Origin of the sequence: Mycobacterium sp. (assembly GCF_035697385.1) — a bacterium.
GTDB lineage: Bacteria > Actinomycetota > Actinomycetes > Mycobacteriales > Mycobacteriaceae > Mycobacterium.
On record NZ_DASSCY010000201.1, the window covers coordinates 23,057 to 38,594 of the forward strand.

15 protein-coding genes are annotated in these 15,538 nt (G+C 65.5%); 3 read left to right on the forward strand and 12 right to left on the reverse strand.

From position 1 onward, the window contains the following. Positions 1 to 18 precede the first annotated feature (18 nt). On the reverse strand, positions 19 to 783 hold the full coding sequence (locus VFH65_RS16420; RefSeq protein WP_353322845.1) for an SDR family NAD(P)-dependent oxidoreductase: 765 nt from the start codon (positions 781 to 783) through the stop codon (positions 19 to 21). Between the two features lie 25 nt (positions 784 to 808). On the opposite strand from VFH65_RS16420, the gene VFH65_RS16425 reads away from it, so the two are divergent. Further along, complete coding sequence (locus tag VFH65_RS16425; RefSeq protein WP_353322846.1) at positions 809 to 1,414, forward strand: TetR/AcrR family transcriptional regulator; 606 nt, start codon at positions 809 to 811, stop codon at positions 1,412 to 1,414. Here the strand turns inward: VFH65_RS16425 and VFH65_RS16430 are convergent. Next, on the reverse strand, positions 1,356 to 2,636 hold the full coding sequence (locus tag VFH65_RS16430) for a saccharopine dehydrogenase family protein (RefSeq protein WP_353322847.1): 1,281 nt from the start codon (positions 2,634 to 2,636) through the stop codon (positions 1,356 to 1,358). The two genes, VFH65_RS16425 and VFH65_RS16430, sit on opposite strands and share 59 nt — an antisense overlap. A 49-nt stretch (positions 2,637 to 2,685) precedes the next feature. Here VFH65_RS16430 and VFH65_RS16435 point away from each other — a divergent pair, with 49 nt between their 5' ends. Further along, positions 2,686 to 3,279, forward strand: a complete 594-nt coding sequence (locus VFH65_RS16435; protein WP_353322848.1) for a QsdR family transcriptional regulator — start codon at positions 2,686 to 2,688, stop codon at positions 3,277 to 3,279. On the opposite strand, the gene VFH65_RS16440 is transcribed toward VFH65_RS16435, so the two are convergent. Further along, positions 3,272 to 4,531, reverse strand: coding sequence for a DUF1298 domain-containing protein (locus VFH65_RS16440; protein ID WP_353322849.1), 1,260 nt, complete (start codon positions 4,529 to 4,531; stop codon positions 3,272 to 3,274). The two genes, VFH65_RS16435 and VFH65_RS16440, sit on opposite strands and share 8 nt — an antisense overlap. A 24-nt stretch (positions 4,532 to 4,555) precedes the next feature. Between VFH65_RS16440 and VFH65_RS16445 the strand changes: the two genes are divergently transcribed. Then, on the forward strand, positions 4,556 to 5,359 hold the full coding sequence (locus VFH65_RS16445; protein WP_353322851.1) for an SDR family NAD(P)-dependent oxidoreductase: 804 nt from the start codon (positions 4,556 to 4,558) through the stop codon (positions 5,357 to 5,359). Between the two features lie 15 nt (positions 5,360 to 5,374). On the opposite strand, the gene VFH65_RS16450 is transcribed toward VFH65_RS16445, so the two are convergent. The 9 genes from VFH65_RS16450 to VFH65_RS16490 are packed head-to-tail and all read right to left on the reverse strand — an operon-like array spanning position 5,375 to position 15,537. After that, positions 5,375 to 6,277, reverse strand: coding sequence for an alpha/beta fold hydrolase (locus VFH65_RS16450; protein ID WP_353322852.1), 903 nt, complete (start codon positions 6,275 to 6,277; stop codon positions 5,375 to 5,377). Positions 6,278 to 6,282: 5 nt separating this feature from the next. After that, the gene (locus tag VFH65_RS16455) at positions 6,283 to 6,963 is read right to left on the reverse strand and encodes a hypothetical protein (RefSeq protein WP_353322853.1); all 681 of its coding nucleotides are present in this window, start codon (positions 6,961 to 6,963) and stop codon (positions 6,283 to 6,285) included. Beyond that, positions 6,960 to 7,700, reverse strand: coding sequence for an Mce protein (locus VFH65_RS16460; RefSeq protein ID WP_353322855.1), 741 nt, complete (start codon positions 7,698 to 7,700; stop codon positions 6,960 to 6,962). The genes VFH65_RS16455 and VFH65_RS16460 overlap by 4 nt, the downstream gene beginning before the upstream one ends. Then, positions 7,664 to 9,172: an MlaD family protein gene (locus tag VFH65_RS16465; RefSeq protein ID WP_353322857.1), complete on the reverse strand. Its 1,509-nt coding sequence runs from the start codon at positions 9,170 to 9,172 to the stop codon at positions 7,664 to 7,666. Before VFH65_RS16465 ends, VFH65_RS16460 begins: the two co-directional genes overlap by 37 nt. A 1-nt stretch (position 9,173) precedes the next feature. Further along, the gene (locus tag VFH65_RS16470) at positions 9,174 to 10,328 is read right to left on the reverse strand and encodes a virulence factor Mce family protein (RefSeq protein WP_353322938.1); all 1,155 of its coding nucleotides are present in this window, start codon (positions 10,326 to 10,328) and stop codon (positions 9,174 to 9,176) included. Then, complete coding sequence (locus VFH65_RS16475; protein WP_353322859.1) at positions 10,328 to 11,665, reverse strand: MCE family protein; 1,338 nt, start codon at positions 11,663 to 11,665, stop codon at positions 10,328 to 10,330. Before VFH65_RS16475 ends, VFH65_RS16470 begins: the two co-directional genes overlap by 1 nt. After that, positions 11,662 to 13,020, reverse strand: a complete 1,359-nt coding sequence (locus VFH65_RS16480) for an MCE family protein (RefSeq protein ID WP_353322861.1) — start codon at positions 13,018 to 13,020, stop codon at positions 11,662 to 11,664. Before VFH65_RS16480 ends, VFH65_RS16475 begins: the two co-directional genes overlap by 4 nt. Then, positions 13,017 to 14,048 carry a virulence factor Mce family protein gene (locus tag VFH65_RS16485; RefSeq protein ID WP_353322862.1) on the reverse strand — a complete coding sequence of 344 codons (1,032 nt, stop codon included), beginning with the start codon at positions 14,046 to 14,048 and terminating at the stop codon, positions 13,017 to 13,019. Before VFH65_RS16485 ends, VFH65_RS16480 begins: the two co-directional genes overlap by 4 nt. A 37-nt stretch (positions 14,049 to 14,085) precedes the next feature. Continuing rightward, the gene (locus VFH65_RS16490; protein WP_353322863.1) at positions 14,086 to 15,537 is read right to left on the reverse strand and encodes an MCE family protein; all 1,452 of its coding nucleotides are present in this window, start codon (positions 15,535 to 15,537) and stop codon (positions 14,086 to 14,088) included. Between the last annotated feature and the right edge of the window lies 1 nt (position 15,538).

A 15,538-nucleotide genomic window follows, 5' to 3' on the forward strand; every position in this document is an offset into this window, starting at 1 on the left:
CAGAATCTAGGCCATGTGTTAAGCCGCCGCCCAGCCCCCGTCCACGCTGAGGATGGCGCCGTGAATGTTCGCGGCGTCGTCACTGGCCAGGAACACCACCGCGGCGGCGACCTCGGCCGGGGTGCTCATCCGCCGCGACGGGATGCGCGCGAGCACGGGCGCGACGTGGTCGGCGAACTGCTCCTGGCGTTCTGTGGCGATCGGCCCCGGGGCGACGGCGTTGACCCGCACTCCGAACGGCCCGTACTCCGCGGCCCACGACTGGGTCAACGAATGAATCGCCGCCTTGTTGGAGCTGTAGACGGCGGACCCGTCGCCGCCGCGCAGCCCGGTGATCGACCCGATGTTCACGATCGCGCCCTCACCCCGCTGCACCATCGCCGGAGCGAGCGCCCCGGTCAGCAGGAACGGCGCGAACACGTTGACCGCGAACGCATCACGCAGCAGTTGCTCGGAGATGTCAGCGGTCGGCGTCGGCATCAGCAGCATCGCCGCGTTGTTGACCAGGATGTCGATGTGCCCGCCCGCAGCGGCGGCGGCCTGCTCGGCAAGGCGACGAACCTCTACTCCTCCTGCGCCGATATCGGCGGCGACGAACTCGGCGCGGCCCCCTTCGGATCGGATGCCCGCGACGACGGCATCGCCCCGTTGCTTATCGCGACCACTGACGACGACGAATGCTCCTTCACCGGCCAACGCGGAAGCGATGGCCACGCCGAGACCGCCTGTCGAACCGGTGACAAGTGCTGTGCGGCCTGTCAGCCGCGTACTCTTTGGACTCATGAGTCCATATGCTCCGCTTCTAAAAATGGACCGGCAAGTCCAGACGTTGACCGCGAAGGGGCAGGCGACGCGGCAGCGGATCATCGAGGGCGCGGCGGCAGAGATCCGCGACCGTGGTATTTCCGCGACGACGCTGGACGACATTCGAGCACGCACCCACACGTCGAAGAGCCAGCTGTTCCATTACTTCCCTGACGGCAAGGACCAGCTGCTGCTCGCGGTCGCCGAGCAGGAAGCGCAATCGGTGCTTGACGATCAGCAGCCTCATCTGGGCGCGCTGACGTCATGGGCGGCGTGGCAGCGGTGGCGCGACACAGTGGTAGACCGCTACCGGCGCCAAGGCCAGCACTGCCCGCTAGCGGTGCTGATGTCGGAGATCGGCCGCACAACGCCCGGCGCCCAGGCGGTCACGTCCGCATTGATGCGCAGGTGGCACAACGAGATCGCCGCAGGCGTGCGGCACATGCAATCGCAGGGCAAGGTCGCCGAGCGGCTAGATGCGGAGCGGGTCGCCGCTGCACTACTCGCAGGCATCCAGGGCGGAGTTGGCGTGATGCTCGCCACCGGTGACCTCAGCTATCTGGAAGCGGCGCTCGACGTCGGGATCGCGTCGCTGCGCTGGCGGCACTGATCGAGTAGGTGATGCCCGCACGACGGAGCCGGTCCAGAAACTCCGACCCAAGCGCAATCGTCGGGGTGACGACACCGGCGCGGCCGCTTCCCGCCGCAAGCGCCAGGCCGGCTTCGGCGAGGATGTTCGGCGTCGACCGGTAGCCCGCATTCCCGTCGGCATCGAGTCGGGCGGTCAGCGAATGTCCGGCCTCGGAGACCGCGAGCGCATGCAGTCGGTAGCCGAGCATGTCCAGCGTGGCTTCGTTGGGGCCTCGCCCCGCCGTTGGCCCCATACGCTGCATCGCCGCGAGACGGAACCGATCGCCACGTCCGCCCCTGCCTTCGGACAGCGCGACAATGCTGCGCATCATCGCGGAGAAACCGTGTGCCATCAGTCGCGCAGCGCCCGGCATTCCGTCGAGAGTCCGGGTCGCGTTGAACGCCTCCTGATAAACGAACCCCGACGCATAGCCGTCGCCGCCGAGAAGCTCGTTAGTCCGATGAATGACCGCGGGGTTGACGAAGGGCGCAGGCGCCAGCGGCAGCAGCCAGTCCCCGGTGACCGGATCGCGACGGGCTCGCAGATCGATAGCGTTTGCGGATCCGTCACCGCGACTGGCGACAAGCGCGAACGGATCGGTCAGCCCCTTGGCTCTTGCGAACGCGACTGTGGTCGCGATCGTTCCGCCACTCATGCCGAGACCCACCCGCAGCGGATGACGCCGATACGTGAAAGCCGTTTGGATGTGGACTGATTGAAGCCGGGAGCCCTCGGCGCGCAACCGCTGGTGAAGTGCATTGACGAGCAGGTCGAACGGCACCGCCTCGTAGCCGCAGGACGGGACCACGGTGACGCCCTTCGCCGTCGCCTCTTCATGATGGCGACCCTGCAACTCGCCCGTGAGTCCGATCTCACCAGAGAGGTCCGCGTAGTGCGTGCCGGTGTCGATGCATGCCGCCACCAATGCTTCGGCATGCGGGCGATAAGGCCCTGCCAAGTTGAGCACCACCCGGGTTCGCTCTGTCATCGCGCGCAGCGCTGCCGCGTCGTCCAGCGACGCGACGATCACTGGAATGTGCGCCGGCCGTTCGCTCAGGTTGTCCAGTGCTGCCCATCGGCGACCCGCGACGGCCCAGGTCGGGCGCGCGGGATGGTCGGCGAGATAGCGCAGGAGTTGACGAGCGGTGTAGCCATTGGCGCCGTACACCACCACGTCCATGCGTTCGGCCTGACCGTGCATTACACTTAAGCTAGATGTTTCAATCAGTTTACACAATGGATCACATGTAATGCCACGTGAGACGCCGCTCGCTCGCGCGCTGGCCGGAACCGACCTCCGGCCGACGCCGCTGGATGCGCTGCACGTAGCGCGTCGTCGATTCCTCGCCGGCGAACGGGTCGATATGAGTTCGGTGGCTGAAGAACTCGGGGTCAGCCGGGTGACGCTGTATCGCTGGGTCGGCAACCGCGGCGCGCTGCTCGGCGAAGTAATGGGGACGCTGGCGATCCGCTCGCTGGAAGCCGAGGACGCGCGCATCAAGGCGATCGGTCGCGAACGGATCGCCCATCTCGCGACGCATATTGTGCAGTCACTGATGGCGCATCCGGGCATGCAGGCGTTGCTCGCCGCCGAACCGGAATTCGCCCTGCGGCTACTCACCACTGCGGAGGGCAGCGTTCAGGCCCGCATCATGGATTGGTGGGAACGGGCCTTGACTGAGGAGATCACCGCGGGACGGATGCGCAGTCCGCTACCCGCGCGCGATATCGCGTATTTGATTGTGCGGCTGTGCGAATCGTTCGTGTACAAGGAGGTCATCGTCGGCGAGCAGGCCGACCCAGACCAGGCCGCCGTGCTGTTCCGGATGGTCCTTCCTAGCTGAGCGCTGCGTCCAGGCGCGCCACATACGCGTCGACATCGCCGATCGCCGACTCCGCCGCATGGACACTGATCGCGATGGTGCCGCCGATGCCGTGCACACCGTGCGTGAGCCCCATCATCGGTGACAGGCCCGGATACCCGGCCGTCAGCACAACTGGCGCCTCACCGAAGTTCAAGTCCGCTGCACCGCGGTTGACGCTGGAGACCACTGTGTTGCCGATGACCGTCGGCGATCGCACGTCGGCGTCGAATTGCGCTACGCCCCAACGCAGGAGCGGCGCCGGGACGGCTGCGGACGCCCGGCTCGCCGCGGACATCCCCGGATGGGCGGCACGACGGCGGCGCTGCGCAAAGTCCTCCGCGATGCGGCTCGTCCGCTCATCGAAGTCGAGATCCGGATACAGGCCGATGCCGACATTGCCGAAGTGGTTATGTCCTTGTCTAACTCCGCTTTTCGCCATCGGCACCTCGGCGCCAAGCGTGGACGTGTCGTCGCCGAATTCGCGCAGATGTGCCGATAGCGCCGTCGATACCGCGGCCAGCACCGCAACGGTCACCGTCGGTCCCGACAGCTGATCGCGGTGCCGGAGGATCGTGCGGACGCTACGAACCCCGGTCGGACGCGTGTTGGTGTGCAGCGCGGGACGCAAATCCGCCTGCGGGGGAACCACTCCGGCCTCGGTGTCGCGGACCAGTTGCCGATGCATGCGGGCGGCTCGAACGCTGCGCCAAGGCAGCGCCACGCCAAGAAACGGTCGGGGCGAGGCCACCGCGGGCACCCTTCCTTGCCGACCAAACAGCTTGGCGGCCAGCGCCGAAACCCGGATGCCGTCGCCCAGCGCATGGATGGCCTGCAACACCACGACCGTTCCGGTGCCTCCGCCAGGCACTCCCTCGACCGGCGTGAAGACGTGTAGCCGCCACGTCATCGCCCGCGCGTCGAGTTGGTTCTCCCCCAACCGGGCTACCGCGGCCAGACACCCGCCCCAGGTCCGGTCGGCCAAGTCATGCACCACGAACTGGTCGTCGGTGATCTCACCGGCCACCCACGCCGGATATGTCAGAGGCCCGCGATCCTTAACCCGCAGTGTGAGCTCCGGAGACACCCGCGCCTGGTCACGAATCTCCGCCAACGCCGTCTCGAAGTCGGACGGCACGCCGGCGAAGCCGTACAACAGGAACTGGTCGTTGGGAATCTTCGCCGACATCCACAACGTCTGCGCATCGACTGCAGAGAGTCCGCGCTCGCGCATGCCATCAGGCTAGGCTCTGAGACCATGCTCCCGCCTGTGAACAAAGACGGGGCGGCGGTCATCACCGGTGCCTCTTCCGGGATCGGCGAGCAGATCGCACGCGAATTCGCCCGCCGCGGTTACCCATTGGTGTTGATCGCCCGAAGGGCCGAGCGGCTGCGCGAGTTGGCTGCATCCCTGGATGGCGTGGCGCATGTCGTACCTGCCGACCTGTCGCGGGCTGCCGATCGGGCCGCCCTCCCGGCGCAGGTGGCCGCCCTTGGCGTCACCACGGACATCCTGGTCAACAACGCCGGCGTGTCGAATCTGGGCCCGGTGGCCAGCTCGGATGCCGAGGCCGAACTCAGGCTGATCGAGGTCGACGTCAGCGCCGTCGTCGACCTGTGCAGCCGGTTCGTGCCCGGCATGGTCGCGCGCGGCAGCGGCGTCGTGCTCAACGTCGCATCGGTCGGCGCGTTCGGTCCTGTGCCTGGGCAGGCCACCTACGGCGCCGCCAAGGCGTTCGTACTGTCCTACACCGAGGCGATGCGACAAGAGCTTCGTGGCACCGGCGTCACGGCGGCCACGCTGTGCCCAGGGCCGGTGCGCACCGGGTTCGGCGAAGCCGCGGGCATATCCACCGAAGAAGCCGAGAAGTCGCTGCCGCAGTTCCTATGGGCCGACGCCGACGACGTGGCCCGGACAGGGGTCGACGGCCTGGCTGCCGGCAAGGGCGTGATCGTGCCCGGAGTGCCCAATCGGATCGCGGCGGCGATCTACCGGCACGCGCCGCGGCGGCTGCTGCTGCCGCTGATCGCCCGCAACCACCCAGGGCTCAAGCAGTCCTAGGCCGGCGCGAGCACGCTAGGCCGCGCGGCCGACGAAGTCGACGATGTGGCGCGCAACGACGTCGGGTTGTTCAAGCTGCAGGAAGTGCCCTGCGCTCTCGACGATTGCGAGTTCGCTTCCTTCGGGCAGCACCCTCTGTATCCACGGCGTGTAGTCGCCTGAACACCCATCGTCTGCCCCGTGCAGATACAGCGTCGGCAATCTGGGCGCCGACAGCCAGTGCTCGTGCAATTCTGCGTACTGGCTGGGCGGCCGGCTGTTCCGGATCGTGGCGCGGTAGTAGCCGAGCGCGGCGCGCCACCGCTCGGGTGCGCCGATAGCCGCATCGACGTGACGCAGATCCTCCTCGGCGCGGTACCCAGGCGACCATTGCCGCCACAGTCGCGGCACCACCCACGACGCGGAACGATCTGGCAGCCAAGGCAATTGGAAGTACATGATGTACCAGCTGCGGAGCAGCTGACGGGGCAACCGCGCGGCAAGCCTGCCCGGCTGCGGTACCTTGCCCAGCGGCCGAAACGCCGCACTCAACGGGACGGACATCACCACCGCCTTCTCAAACGGGCTGTCGGGCATCGCCGCGAGGCCGGGAGCGGTGATCGCACCCCAGTCATGGCCGATGATCACATCACGACCTGTCGGACCGACTGCGTCGAGAACTCGCAGCGCGTCGTCCATCAGGGCGCCGACGTGATAGCTGCCGTCCGACGGCAGCGACGACGGCACGTAGCCACGCATGAACGGCGCCACCACCCGCCACCCGGCATCGACCAGCCGCGGGGCGACCTTTCGCCATGAATAGGCGGTGTCGGGAAAACCGTGGAGGCACAACGCGATCGGTGAATCGGCAGCACCCCACGTTAGTGCCCGAAGCTGCCCGGACGGGGTCTCGACGTCAATCCACTGTGGTTCGGCCACGACTCCTACACCGGGTCGAACTTCGAAATCAGCCAGCGGTCGTCAACCTTGTCGAGCGTCACGCGCACACTCGACGCGGTGTCGGTGGGTGCATCCTGGCCTACCACCACGGTCTGGTTCACGAACAGGAGAACCACGGCGTGATTCGGGTCAGCGGACACCGAGGCGGCGCCCTGTTCGGGCACGCTGGCCACCGCGGTGATCTGCTTCTCCTTCGCGCCGGGGATCACCACATCGTTGATGAGCGACGTGTACTGGTCGCGGAAATCACCAGTCAACAGATTCCGGGCGTCGTTGAGTTGCTGCTCGACGCTGTCGGGCTTGTAGGACAGCATCTTTATCGTGGTGTCCTTGGCGGCCTGAACCGCCTCGATGCGGGCGGCCTGGCTGTCGCGCACCGAGTTGTCTTGCCACTTGAGGAATCCCGCGGCCATTGCCAGCACCAGTGCCAGGCCCGGCAACACGCCGAAGGCAAACACCCGCGGCCAGTTCACCCGCGACTTGGGCTTCTCCGGCTCAGTGGTCTCCGACGACGCTTCGGTGATTTCCGTTGGCTCGTCGGCCTTCTCGGTCGACTCGCCGACAGTCGACTCGTCGGCCGCCGAGTCCGTGGCCTGCTCGACTTCGGCGTCGACAGGCGTGCTCGTCTCGTCCTCGACCATGCTGTCTTTATCGTGTTTACTCACGGAACGAACTCCACATTCGACACCTTCGCCTGGTCATCGACCTTCTCCACCGTGAGCCGCATTCGCCAGGCGCGTGGCTGTTGTTCGGGCGCACCCGCATTCGATGACTTGACCGTCACCGCCACCAACACCTCGGCGCCGTTTTCGGATGCGGATTCAAGCCCCGCCTCGGCGATGGTGCCTTCGGACTTCGACTGGGCTTGCTTGACGACCTCGATGAACGGCTGTGCGCGCTGCTGGAAGTCGTCGTAGAACGTACCGGTCGCCGAGTCCAGGATGCGCTGCACGTCGGCCTCGGCGTGCTCGAAGTTGATCGAGGTGAGGTTCAGCGCACCCTGCCTGCCGACCTGAAGGAAGAGGTTGCGTTGTTCATCGGCCTTACGCGACTCGTAGGCGCGGAATCCGAGCCAGCCCGTCAAGCCGCCCAGCGCCAGCACCAGCACCAGGCCCGCGATCGTCGCCATCTGCACGTGCGACAGCCGCGGCTTGGCCGGCGCTTCATCGCCTAGGTCGTCGTCCAGATCCTCGGCACCCTCGTCCTCTGCACCCTCGTCCTCTGCGGCCTCGTCCTCTGCGGCCTCGTCATCGGACGTCTCGGGCGTGGTCGTACCGTCGTCGGCTGGCTTGTCGGCGGGCTTATCGGCGACGGCCCCCGTCTCCTCGACGGCGGTGGACTCAGGCTCGGCTGCTGTGGTCTTGCTCAGTTCCCCTTCGGGGGCAGCAGCATCGTCTGCCATGTTTGCTCCTCTGCGGCGCTCTGGGCCAAGTTGGACTGTGTATAGACACGTCCGTCCGGTCCAACGTACGTGCCGGTGGCTGGGTCGTATTCGGCGGCCGCTATCGGCGGCGGAGCAGGACTCGGCGGCTGAGGCGCTTCCGCAGGTGACGGCTCCGGGGGCACATGTGGGATCGCCTGCCCGGACAGCGTCGCGTTCGGATCGCCCTTCCAGTTGTAGCCGTCGTTGAGCGGCACGTAGTACTCGTTGCTCTCGCACTGCTTCCATGTCGGGGCCCGTTTGCCCGGAACGGTGATGCACGGCAGGTTGCGGGCGCCGCGGACGTTGAATGGCGCGTCCTGCGGCACCCTGCAGTAGAGATCGCCTTCAGGTCGGTCAGGGTAGTCCTCGAATGTGGGCACCCGCTGCTGCTGGGCTGGCAGGAAGCCGGTGGTGCACGGCGGCGGTAGCTGCTGCGGCGGCAGAGGGATGGGCTGCGGCAGCGCGGGGATCATCAGGTTCAGGTTGAAGACCAACGCATCGCCTTCGTAGTCCTGTTTGGTGTTGCGCTTGTGCACGCCGACGGCCTGCGTGACGGCGGTGCCCTGGGGCAACAGCACCAGCAGCTGCTCGAGGCTGGGTTGGTAGGTGACGGCCACCTCGCCGATGCTGACCAGGTTGGCCAGCACAATGGGCAGCGTTGGCTGCAGCCGATCGAACAGGGATCGCACCTCATCGGCGGCGCCGGGGCCGTTCTGAAGGATGCCGGCCACGGCTGGATCCTGGCTCTGCAGCTGGCCGGTGACGCTCGCCAGGTTCGCCGCCCATTCCTGGATCGAGCCTGCGGTCTCGGTCTGGGTGTCCAGGACCGGCTTGGATTGATCGATCAGTGTTGTCAGGGGGTCCAGGTTCTTGCGAGCGTCGATGGCCAGCGCGGTGCTGCCGTTGACCAGCCGGCGAAGCTCCGGCCCGAGGCCGCCGACCGCCACATAGGCCTCGTCGATGACCGTCTTGAGGTTGTCACGCGGGATCGCCTCCAGACCGCGCGTCGTGTCGTTCAAGACCGTGTTGATATCGGTCGGAATCGTGGTGCGGTCCACAGGGATGACGTCGCCGTCTTGGAGTGCCGGCCCCTGCCCACTTCGCGGGATCAGCTGCACGTACTGCTCCCCAACGGACGAGACGCTGTGCACTTCGGCCTCGACGTCGGCGGGGATCTTGATGTCCGAGGTCAGCTTCATCACCGCCTCGACACCGGCACCGGAATCGGTCAGCTCGACGCTGTCGACTGTTCCCACCTGTGCACCGCGGTAAGTGACGTTGGCCCGCGGATACAACCCCCCGGTCTCTGGCAATTCGACTGTGACGCGGTACTGCCCGATGCCGAACATCTCGGGCACCCGCGCATACCCGAACAACATGATCGCGAGTGCCGTGGTCGCCACCACGGCGAAGATCGCCATCTGAATGAGGATCCGCCGAGTCAAAATCATGTCAGGGTCCCTGATCGAATCGGTACGGAGCGATCAGCGGGTTGCCGGCGCCGTTCGGCGGGGCGCTCCCAGTACACGGGCTGGGGAATTGGCCGATGGTGCGGCCCCACTGAATCTCCAGCCAGGTCAGATCGCACTCCCACCGCGACCCGGTGAAGATTCCGGAGTCGATCCGACTCAACGTCAGGTCGAGGATCAACGTCAGGTTGGCATAGTCGCCACGCATCCAGTTGGTCAGCGTCTCCTTGGGGAACGGGAACGTGGGCAGGAAGCTCAGCGCACGGGTCAGCGCGGGGCCGGCGTCGGCCAGTGACTGCAGCACCGGCCCAATGTCTTTGAGCTCTTGGACGAGTGCTTCCTTGGTCTGGTTGACAGAGTCGGCGGCCAGGGCGCTGAACTTACCCAGCTGCGCGAGCGCTTCGGACAGGTTGTCGCGCTGATCCCGCAGCACGGCCAGCGCATCGGGGATGGTCCGTAATGCCTTGTCCACCACCGGTTTCTGCTCGGCGATCTGACCGAACAAGTTGTTCAGGCTCTCCGACGCCGCGATAATGTCGCCCTTTTGATCGTCGAGGTAGCCGATCGCCTTGTCGAGCTGCTCGATCAGGCTGCGCAAGTCGTTCTCGCGGCCGGCGAACGCGGTGCTCAACGCCTCGGTGATGTCATAAATGTTTCCGAACCCACCGCCATTGAGCAGCAAGGCAATCGCGGCCAGCGCCTGCTCGGTAGTCGGGTATGCACCAGCCGAGGCCAGCGGAATCACCGAACCTTCACCCAATTTGCCTTCGGGCGCAACGTCGGCCGGTGGCGCCAATTCGATGTGTTGTGACCCGAGCAGGCTGGTCTGCCCGACCTTGGCCGTCACATTGGCCGGCAACTGCACGTCGCGGTTGAGTGTCATCGTCACCAGCGCATGCCAGCCCTGACGCTCGATCTTGCTCACCGTGCCGACATTCACATCGCCGACCCGCACGCGGGAATTCTGTTCGACGTTGTCGACGTCGGGCATCTGCGCCTGGACGGTGAACGAGCCGGGGCCGACGCCCTGAACCCCCGGCAGCGGAACTGAATTCAGCCCTTGCCAGCCGCACCCGGACACCGCGAGACCAAGCACCAGCATTCCCGCCGCGACACGTTGCCACGTAGCCCGCATCATCATGGTCCGACTCTCCCCGGCTCGCGCGTGGGCCCAGGCGGCGCCATCATCCCGTGCAGGCCGTCTGCCGGATTGGTGGCCATCGCCTCTGCAGGCAGCGGCGGGCCCGGCGGTGCAGGCGGCGCAGGCGAGCCGTCCGGTAGCGGCGGGGCCTGGGGCGCAACCCCCTGCGGCGGAATGTAATCCGGCCGCATCCAGTCCTCGCTGAAGGTGAGCTCATTCGGTCGCGTCGTGGCACCGACGAAGACGTTCTGCGAGACGGGCAGGAAGTTGTACTGGCGATTCTTCATGATCGGCGCCAGGTATTGCACGCACAGCTTCGCCGACTCCTCGGCGCCCAGCCGTGATGCTGCTTGAACAGCGCCGCACAGAAAGGAAATCGGGTTGGCGAAGTTGTTGATCATCGGCACGCTGCTGACCGCGCCCTGCGCTGGTTGCCAGATGTTCACATAGTTCTGCAACGTGTTGGGCGCCACGTGCAGGAACTGTTTGACGTCGTCGAGGCTGTCGGTCAGCGCCTGGGTCACTCCTGCCAACTTGTCCGACGTGGTGCCCAGCGCTTCGCGGTTCTCGGCCACGAACGACTGCACTTGGGGCACAACGGCGTTGAGGTCGCGCACGGCGCTGGCCACTTCATCCGGGTTGTCCGCGAGCAGCCCGGTCACCGACGCCAGGTTCTGGTTGAGCTGTCGCATCAAGTCGGTGCTGTCCTGAAGCGCCGACACCAGAATCGCCAAATTCTTGACGGTCGAGAAGATGTCGGTGCTGTGATCACCGAGAGCCGAAAACGCCTGCGACAGTTTGATGACAGTGTCGCGGATGTTGGCGCCCTCGCCGCGCAGGTTGTCCGCAGTGGTGTTGATGAGCGAACCCAGCGGGCTCACCCCGCCGGGCTCGGTCGGCTGCAACGTGTCGGCAAGCTTCTCCAGCTGCTGACGCACCTCGTCCCACTCGACCGGCACAGCAGTTCGTTCCCGCGGGATGACCGTGTCGGCCTTCATCACCGGCCCACTGGTGTAGACGGGGGTGAGCTGAATGGCGCGTGCAGTCACCAATGTCGGCGACAGGATCGCCGCTTTCGCGTCGGCAGGCACCTTGTACTTGCTGTCATACCAGAACGAGATCTTCACCTGCTCTGGCTGCGGCTCGATTTCGGTGATCTTGCCGACATTCACACCGAGGATGCGAACGTCGTCGCCAACGTAGATGCCCGTGCTGTCCTCGAAGTACGCGACAACCTTTGTGCGGTTGATGGTTTCAGTGGTCCGAAACAGGACGACCACGCCGGCCACCAACAGCACTACAAGGCCGACTCCTACCCAGGCTCTGCGGTTCATTGCCCACCCTCCTGAGCTGGAAGGTGCGGCGCCTCACCCGGTGCGGGCACCAGGACAGGACTCGGTGTCGGCTGCGGCGTGGAATCCAAACCAGCCGGTGCTTCGGCGGGCGGTCCAGGAGGCGGACCACCGGGCGGGGGTGCGGGCAGCGGTTCGCGGTACGGGTAGCAGCCTGTCGGCCCGGGCAACGGCAGGCCGGGCGGACCGCAACCCTGATCGCCCGGATTGCCGGTAATGGCGTCGGGCAGCGTCAGACGCGGGTCGCCGCCTTGGCCGGTGCGCGGGTAGGGCACCGGCAACGCCGGTGTCCCCGGCTGGCCGACCTGTGGGTCGCTACGTTCCGAAGGCAGCAGCACGTTGGGATCCAGACCGAGGTCGGAGAACGCCGCGTCGATGAACGGCTGCACGAACTGCCCCGGCAGCAGGTTTGCGACATAGGTCTTGAAGAAGGGCCCGGATGCCACCGATTCGCCAAGCGACATCGAGTATTTGGTGAGCAGTTCGAGCGACTTCTGCAGGCGTTCCTTGCGGTTGTCGAGGATCGTGAGCACCCCGTTGAGCTTGTCGAGTGCGGGTTTCATCGTCGCGCGGTTCTCACCGATGAAGCCCTGCAACTGCTGGCTGAGCGCGGAGACGTTGCCGGAGATCTGATCCAGTGCGGCGCTTTGGTTTTGGAGCTCGATCAGCAGCGCGTTGGTATTGGAGACGAGGCCGACGATCTGGTTGCTGCGCTCAGCCAAAACCGCGGTCGTCTTGTCGGCGTTGGTCAGCAGACCACGCAGTTGCGAATCGCGCTCGTTGAGCGTCTCCGAGAAGCGCGCGACACCTTCTACCGCGATCTTCAGTTCGGGAGGAGTGTCGGCGAACGTTTCCGACAACACCCTCAAGGAATCCGACAACTGGTTGGTGTTCAGACCGCTGATGGTCGTCGCGAGCTCCCCTAACGCGTCGGGCAGCTGATACGGCGACGTGGTGCGATCCAATGGGATAGTGCCCTCCTGTTGGCCATCGCCACGGGAATACACCTCGAGGATCTTCGTTCCCAGCAGGCCTTTGGTCTTGATCGCCGCCTCGGTACGATCCCCAAGCCGGATGTTCTTTTGGACGGTGAACTTGATGAGCACCCGCGGACCATCCAGCTCGATCGAGGTCACCTTGCCCACCTGGAAACCCGAAACCTGTACGCCCGCATCACCTGTGATACCGCCGGCCTCGGCGAAGTAAGCCGAGTACTCCTTGGTCTGGCTGAGGAAGGGCAGCTTGTCGTATTGCAGTGCGCCGACCACGATGCCGATGGTGATCGCCAGCCCGATGGCCCCGATGACCAATAGATTCCGCTCACTGAAAGGCTTCACTTCGGCGCGCACCTCCCCGTGCTCTGGCCCGCGACCTTGACGTACACCGGCTGGCCGCCCTTGCCGTTGAGCTTGAGCACGATGTCGCACAGGTAGAAGCTGAAGAAGTCGCCGTAAATGCCTTGCCGCGCAAGTGCTTGATAGGCATCCGGCAATGTGTTGATCAGGTTGTCGAAGTATTCGTGATCTGCCACCACGATTCCCGCGGCCCGGTCCGTCTCCTGGATCGTCTTCGCAAACGGCGGACGGGCCTGTGCCAGCAGGTCGGTGATGCTTCCTGCGGCTGCGTTGGTGTACGCCAGGCCGTTGCTGATGTCCTCTTTACGCTCCGCCAGGCCCTGCACCAGTTCGGCAAGCGCGTCGACAGCCTTTGAGAATTGGTCGTTCTGGTCCCCCAACGATCCGAGTACCACGTTGAGGTTGATGATGACCTCACCGATCAGCTGATCCCGGTCGGCCAGTGTGGTCGTCAGCGCGGCGGTCTGGGCGAGGAACGAGTTGATGGTTCCGCCCTGGCCCTGCAGGGCAGCAATCAACTGGCCCGACAACGCGTTTACCTGTTCCGGATCCAGTGCCCGAAACAGCGGCCGGAACCCACCGATCAATGCGTCCAGGTCCAACGCCGGCGACGTGCGCGCCATCGGGATCGTGTCACCCATGTTGAGCTTCTTGGTGGCGCCCGTGCCTTCTTCCAGTGCCAGGTACCGCCCGCCGATCAAGTCGTCGTAGCGGATGACGGCTCGGCTGCCCTCCGTCAGCACCACCGAATCGTCGGCGGTGAATTCAACCAACGCCGTGGTGTCGGGCTGAATCTCGACCTTCTTCACCTGGCCGACCTCGACGCCCGCGATGCGGACGAAGTCGCCGTTCTCCAACCCAGTCACGTTGGCGAACTCGGCGTTGTAGCTCCTGGCTTTCTCGCCGAACCGCAGCTGCCCGAAGACCGCGTAGAGGCCGAACACGCCCAGCAGGCACACAGCCAGAAAGACGGCAAGGCGTAATCCGACGCCTCCCAGGCTTTCTCTCATGGCCGGTTACCTTTCCTTGTTGCCGGTCTGCGGACGGTCATGGTGACGGGACCACCGCCGTCGGCAGTGGAATAGGCGGTAGCGGGGTCGGCTGCATTTGTGCGGGGGCGTGGACGATGAACGGCTCCGTGCCCGGCGTCGGACCCGGCTCCCGTGGCGCCATCGGCGGAGGCGCCGGCGGCAGACCCGGCCACAATGGCGTGCCGTCCGGCGCGTAGAGGTCCGCTCCGTACGCAGGGGCGCCTGGATACGGAATCGGTCCCGGCGCAGGCCCGCCGAACAGATTACGAATGCTCGGAGGCTCTGGCACCGCACGGGTGACGGGTAGGTAGTTGGCCCAGGCCGGGAAGCCGATGCCGGGATTCGGTCGCCAATCCACGCCGGTGCCGAATCCGGTGTTGGTGACGAGATTGCGCACCGGCCAGTTCTGCGCGACATCCGGCAGAGAGCCGCAGCTTGGCTTGCCGCCGGGTCCGCCCTTGGCGCCGATCACCGGCAGGTTGGTCGGGTAGTGGTACGGGTCGTCCCCGAGCGCCAGCGAAGTGTCGAGCACGAGAGTTCGGCCATTGCCGCCGGGCGCTTCGTAACCTCCGGTATCCAGCAAGGTTTTCGCGCCCACCAGCAGACAGGTGTACTCGGGATTGTACTTGTACAACAGGTTGGTCGTCGGCTCCAGCACGTTGATGGCCCTGATGAGATTGGCCTGATTCGGAGCCAGCAGGCTGATGCCACTGTTCGAAAGCCCAATCGTGGCCAGCAGCAACGCATCCAACTGTTTTGCGTGGCTGGTGATTGTGGTACTGGTCGTGCTCGCCGCGTTCAGAACGGACAAAATGTCTTGCGCCGCAACACTAAAGGTGTCGTTGAAATCCTTGAGCGCACGCCAGTCGGCTCGTAGCGTCTCATCGCGCGAGTTCAGTTCGAGCAGAACCTGATTGGCATCGGTGGTGGCCTGACCGATCCGTTCGCCCTGTCCACGGACGCCTTCGGCGAGTGCGGACAGTGTGCTGTTGAGCTTGGCCGGGTCGATCGTGTCCAGCACAACAACGACGTTCTCGAACACCGTATTGACCTCGGTGCTGACGTTCGTCGACTTCAGCACCTGACCGGACGCCAGCCGCTGCGAGCTGGGATCGCTGGGGTAAACCAGGTCGACGAACTTCGCACCGAAGACCGTGGTGGCCCGGATCCGCGGTTCAACGTTCGCTGGAATGTTCTTGAGCTGCGTCGAATCGATCTCCAGCTTCAGCACCACGGGCTCCTTGCCGCCACTGATCTCGGCGACGCGCCCCACCTGGACGCCACGCAGCTTCACCTTGGCGTTGGTCTCCATCACCAAGCCCGCCCGGTCGGAGGTCAACGTCACCGGCACGGACCTCCGGAACGTCCCGGTGAACAAGGCATACGTCAGCCAGATAGCGGCGGCGAGCACCACCACCAGGATGAGCGTCGCCCATCCGGGATGCATGCCTTCTTCTCTGTCGTCCATT

Coding starts and splice junctions, on each gene's coding strand:
- VFH65_RS16430 (WP_353322847.1), bottom strand. CDS start 2,636: ATGCACGGTCAGGCCGAACGCATGGACGTGGTGGTGTACGGCGCCAAT.
- VFH65_RS16420 (WP_353322845.1), bottom strand. CDS start 783: ATGAGTCCAAAGAGTACGCGGCTGACAGGCCGCACAGCACTTGTCACC.
- VFH65_RS16470 (WP_353322938.1), bottom strand. CDS start 10,328: ATGATGCGGGCTACGTGGCAACGTGTCGCGGCGGGAATGCTGGTGCTT.
- VFH65_RS16475 (WP_353322859.1), bottom strand. CDS start 11,665: ATGAACCGCAGAGCCTGGGTAGGAGTCGGCCTTGTAGTGCTGTTGGTG.
- VFH65_RS16460 (WP_353322855.1), bottom strand. CDS start 7,700: ATGGCAGACGATGCTGCTGCCCCCGAAGGGGAACTGAGCAAGACCACA.
- VFH65_RS16440 (WP_353322849.1), bottom strand. CDS start 4,531: ATGCGCGAGCGCGGACTCTCTGCAGTCGATGCGCAGACGTTGTGGATG.
- VFH65_RS16485 (WP_353322862.1), bottom strand. CDS start 14,048: ATGAGAGAAAGCCTGGGAGGCGTCGGATTACGCCTTGCCGTCTTTCTG.
- VFH65_RS16465 (WP_353322857.1), bottom strand. CDS start 9,172: ATGATTTTGACTCGGCGGATCCTCATTCAGATGGCGATCTTCGCCGTG.
- VFH65_RS16425 (WP_353322846.1), top strand. CDS start 809: ATGGACCGGCAAGTCCAGACGTTGACCGCGAAGGGGCAGGCGACGCGG.
- VFH65_RS16445 (WP_353322851.1), top strand. CDS start 4,556: ATGCTCCCGCCTGTGAACAAAGACGGGGCGGCGGTCATCACCGGTGCC.
- VFH65_RS16435 (WP_353322848.1), top strand. CDS start 2,686: ATGCCACGTGAGACGCCGCTCGCTCGCGCGCTGGCCGGAACCGACCTC.
- VFH65_RS16490 (WP_353322863.1), bottom strand. CDS start 15,537: ATGGACGACAGAGAAGAAGGCATGCATCCCGGATGGGCGACGCTCATC.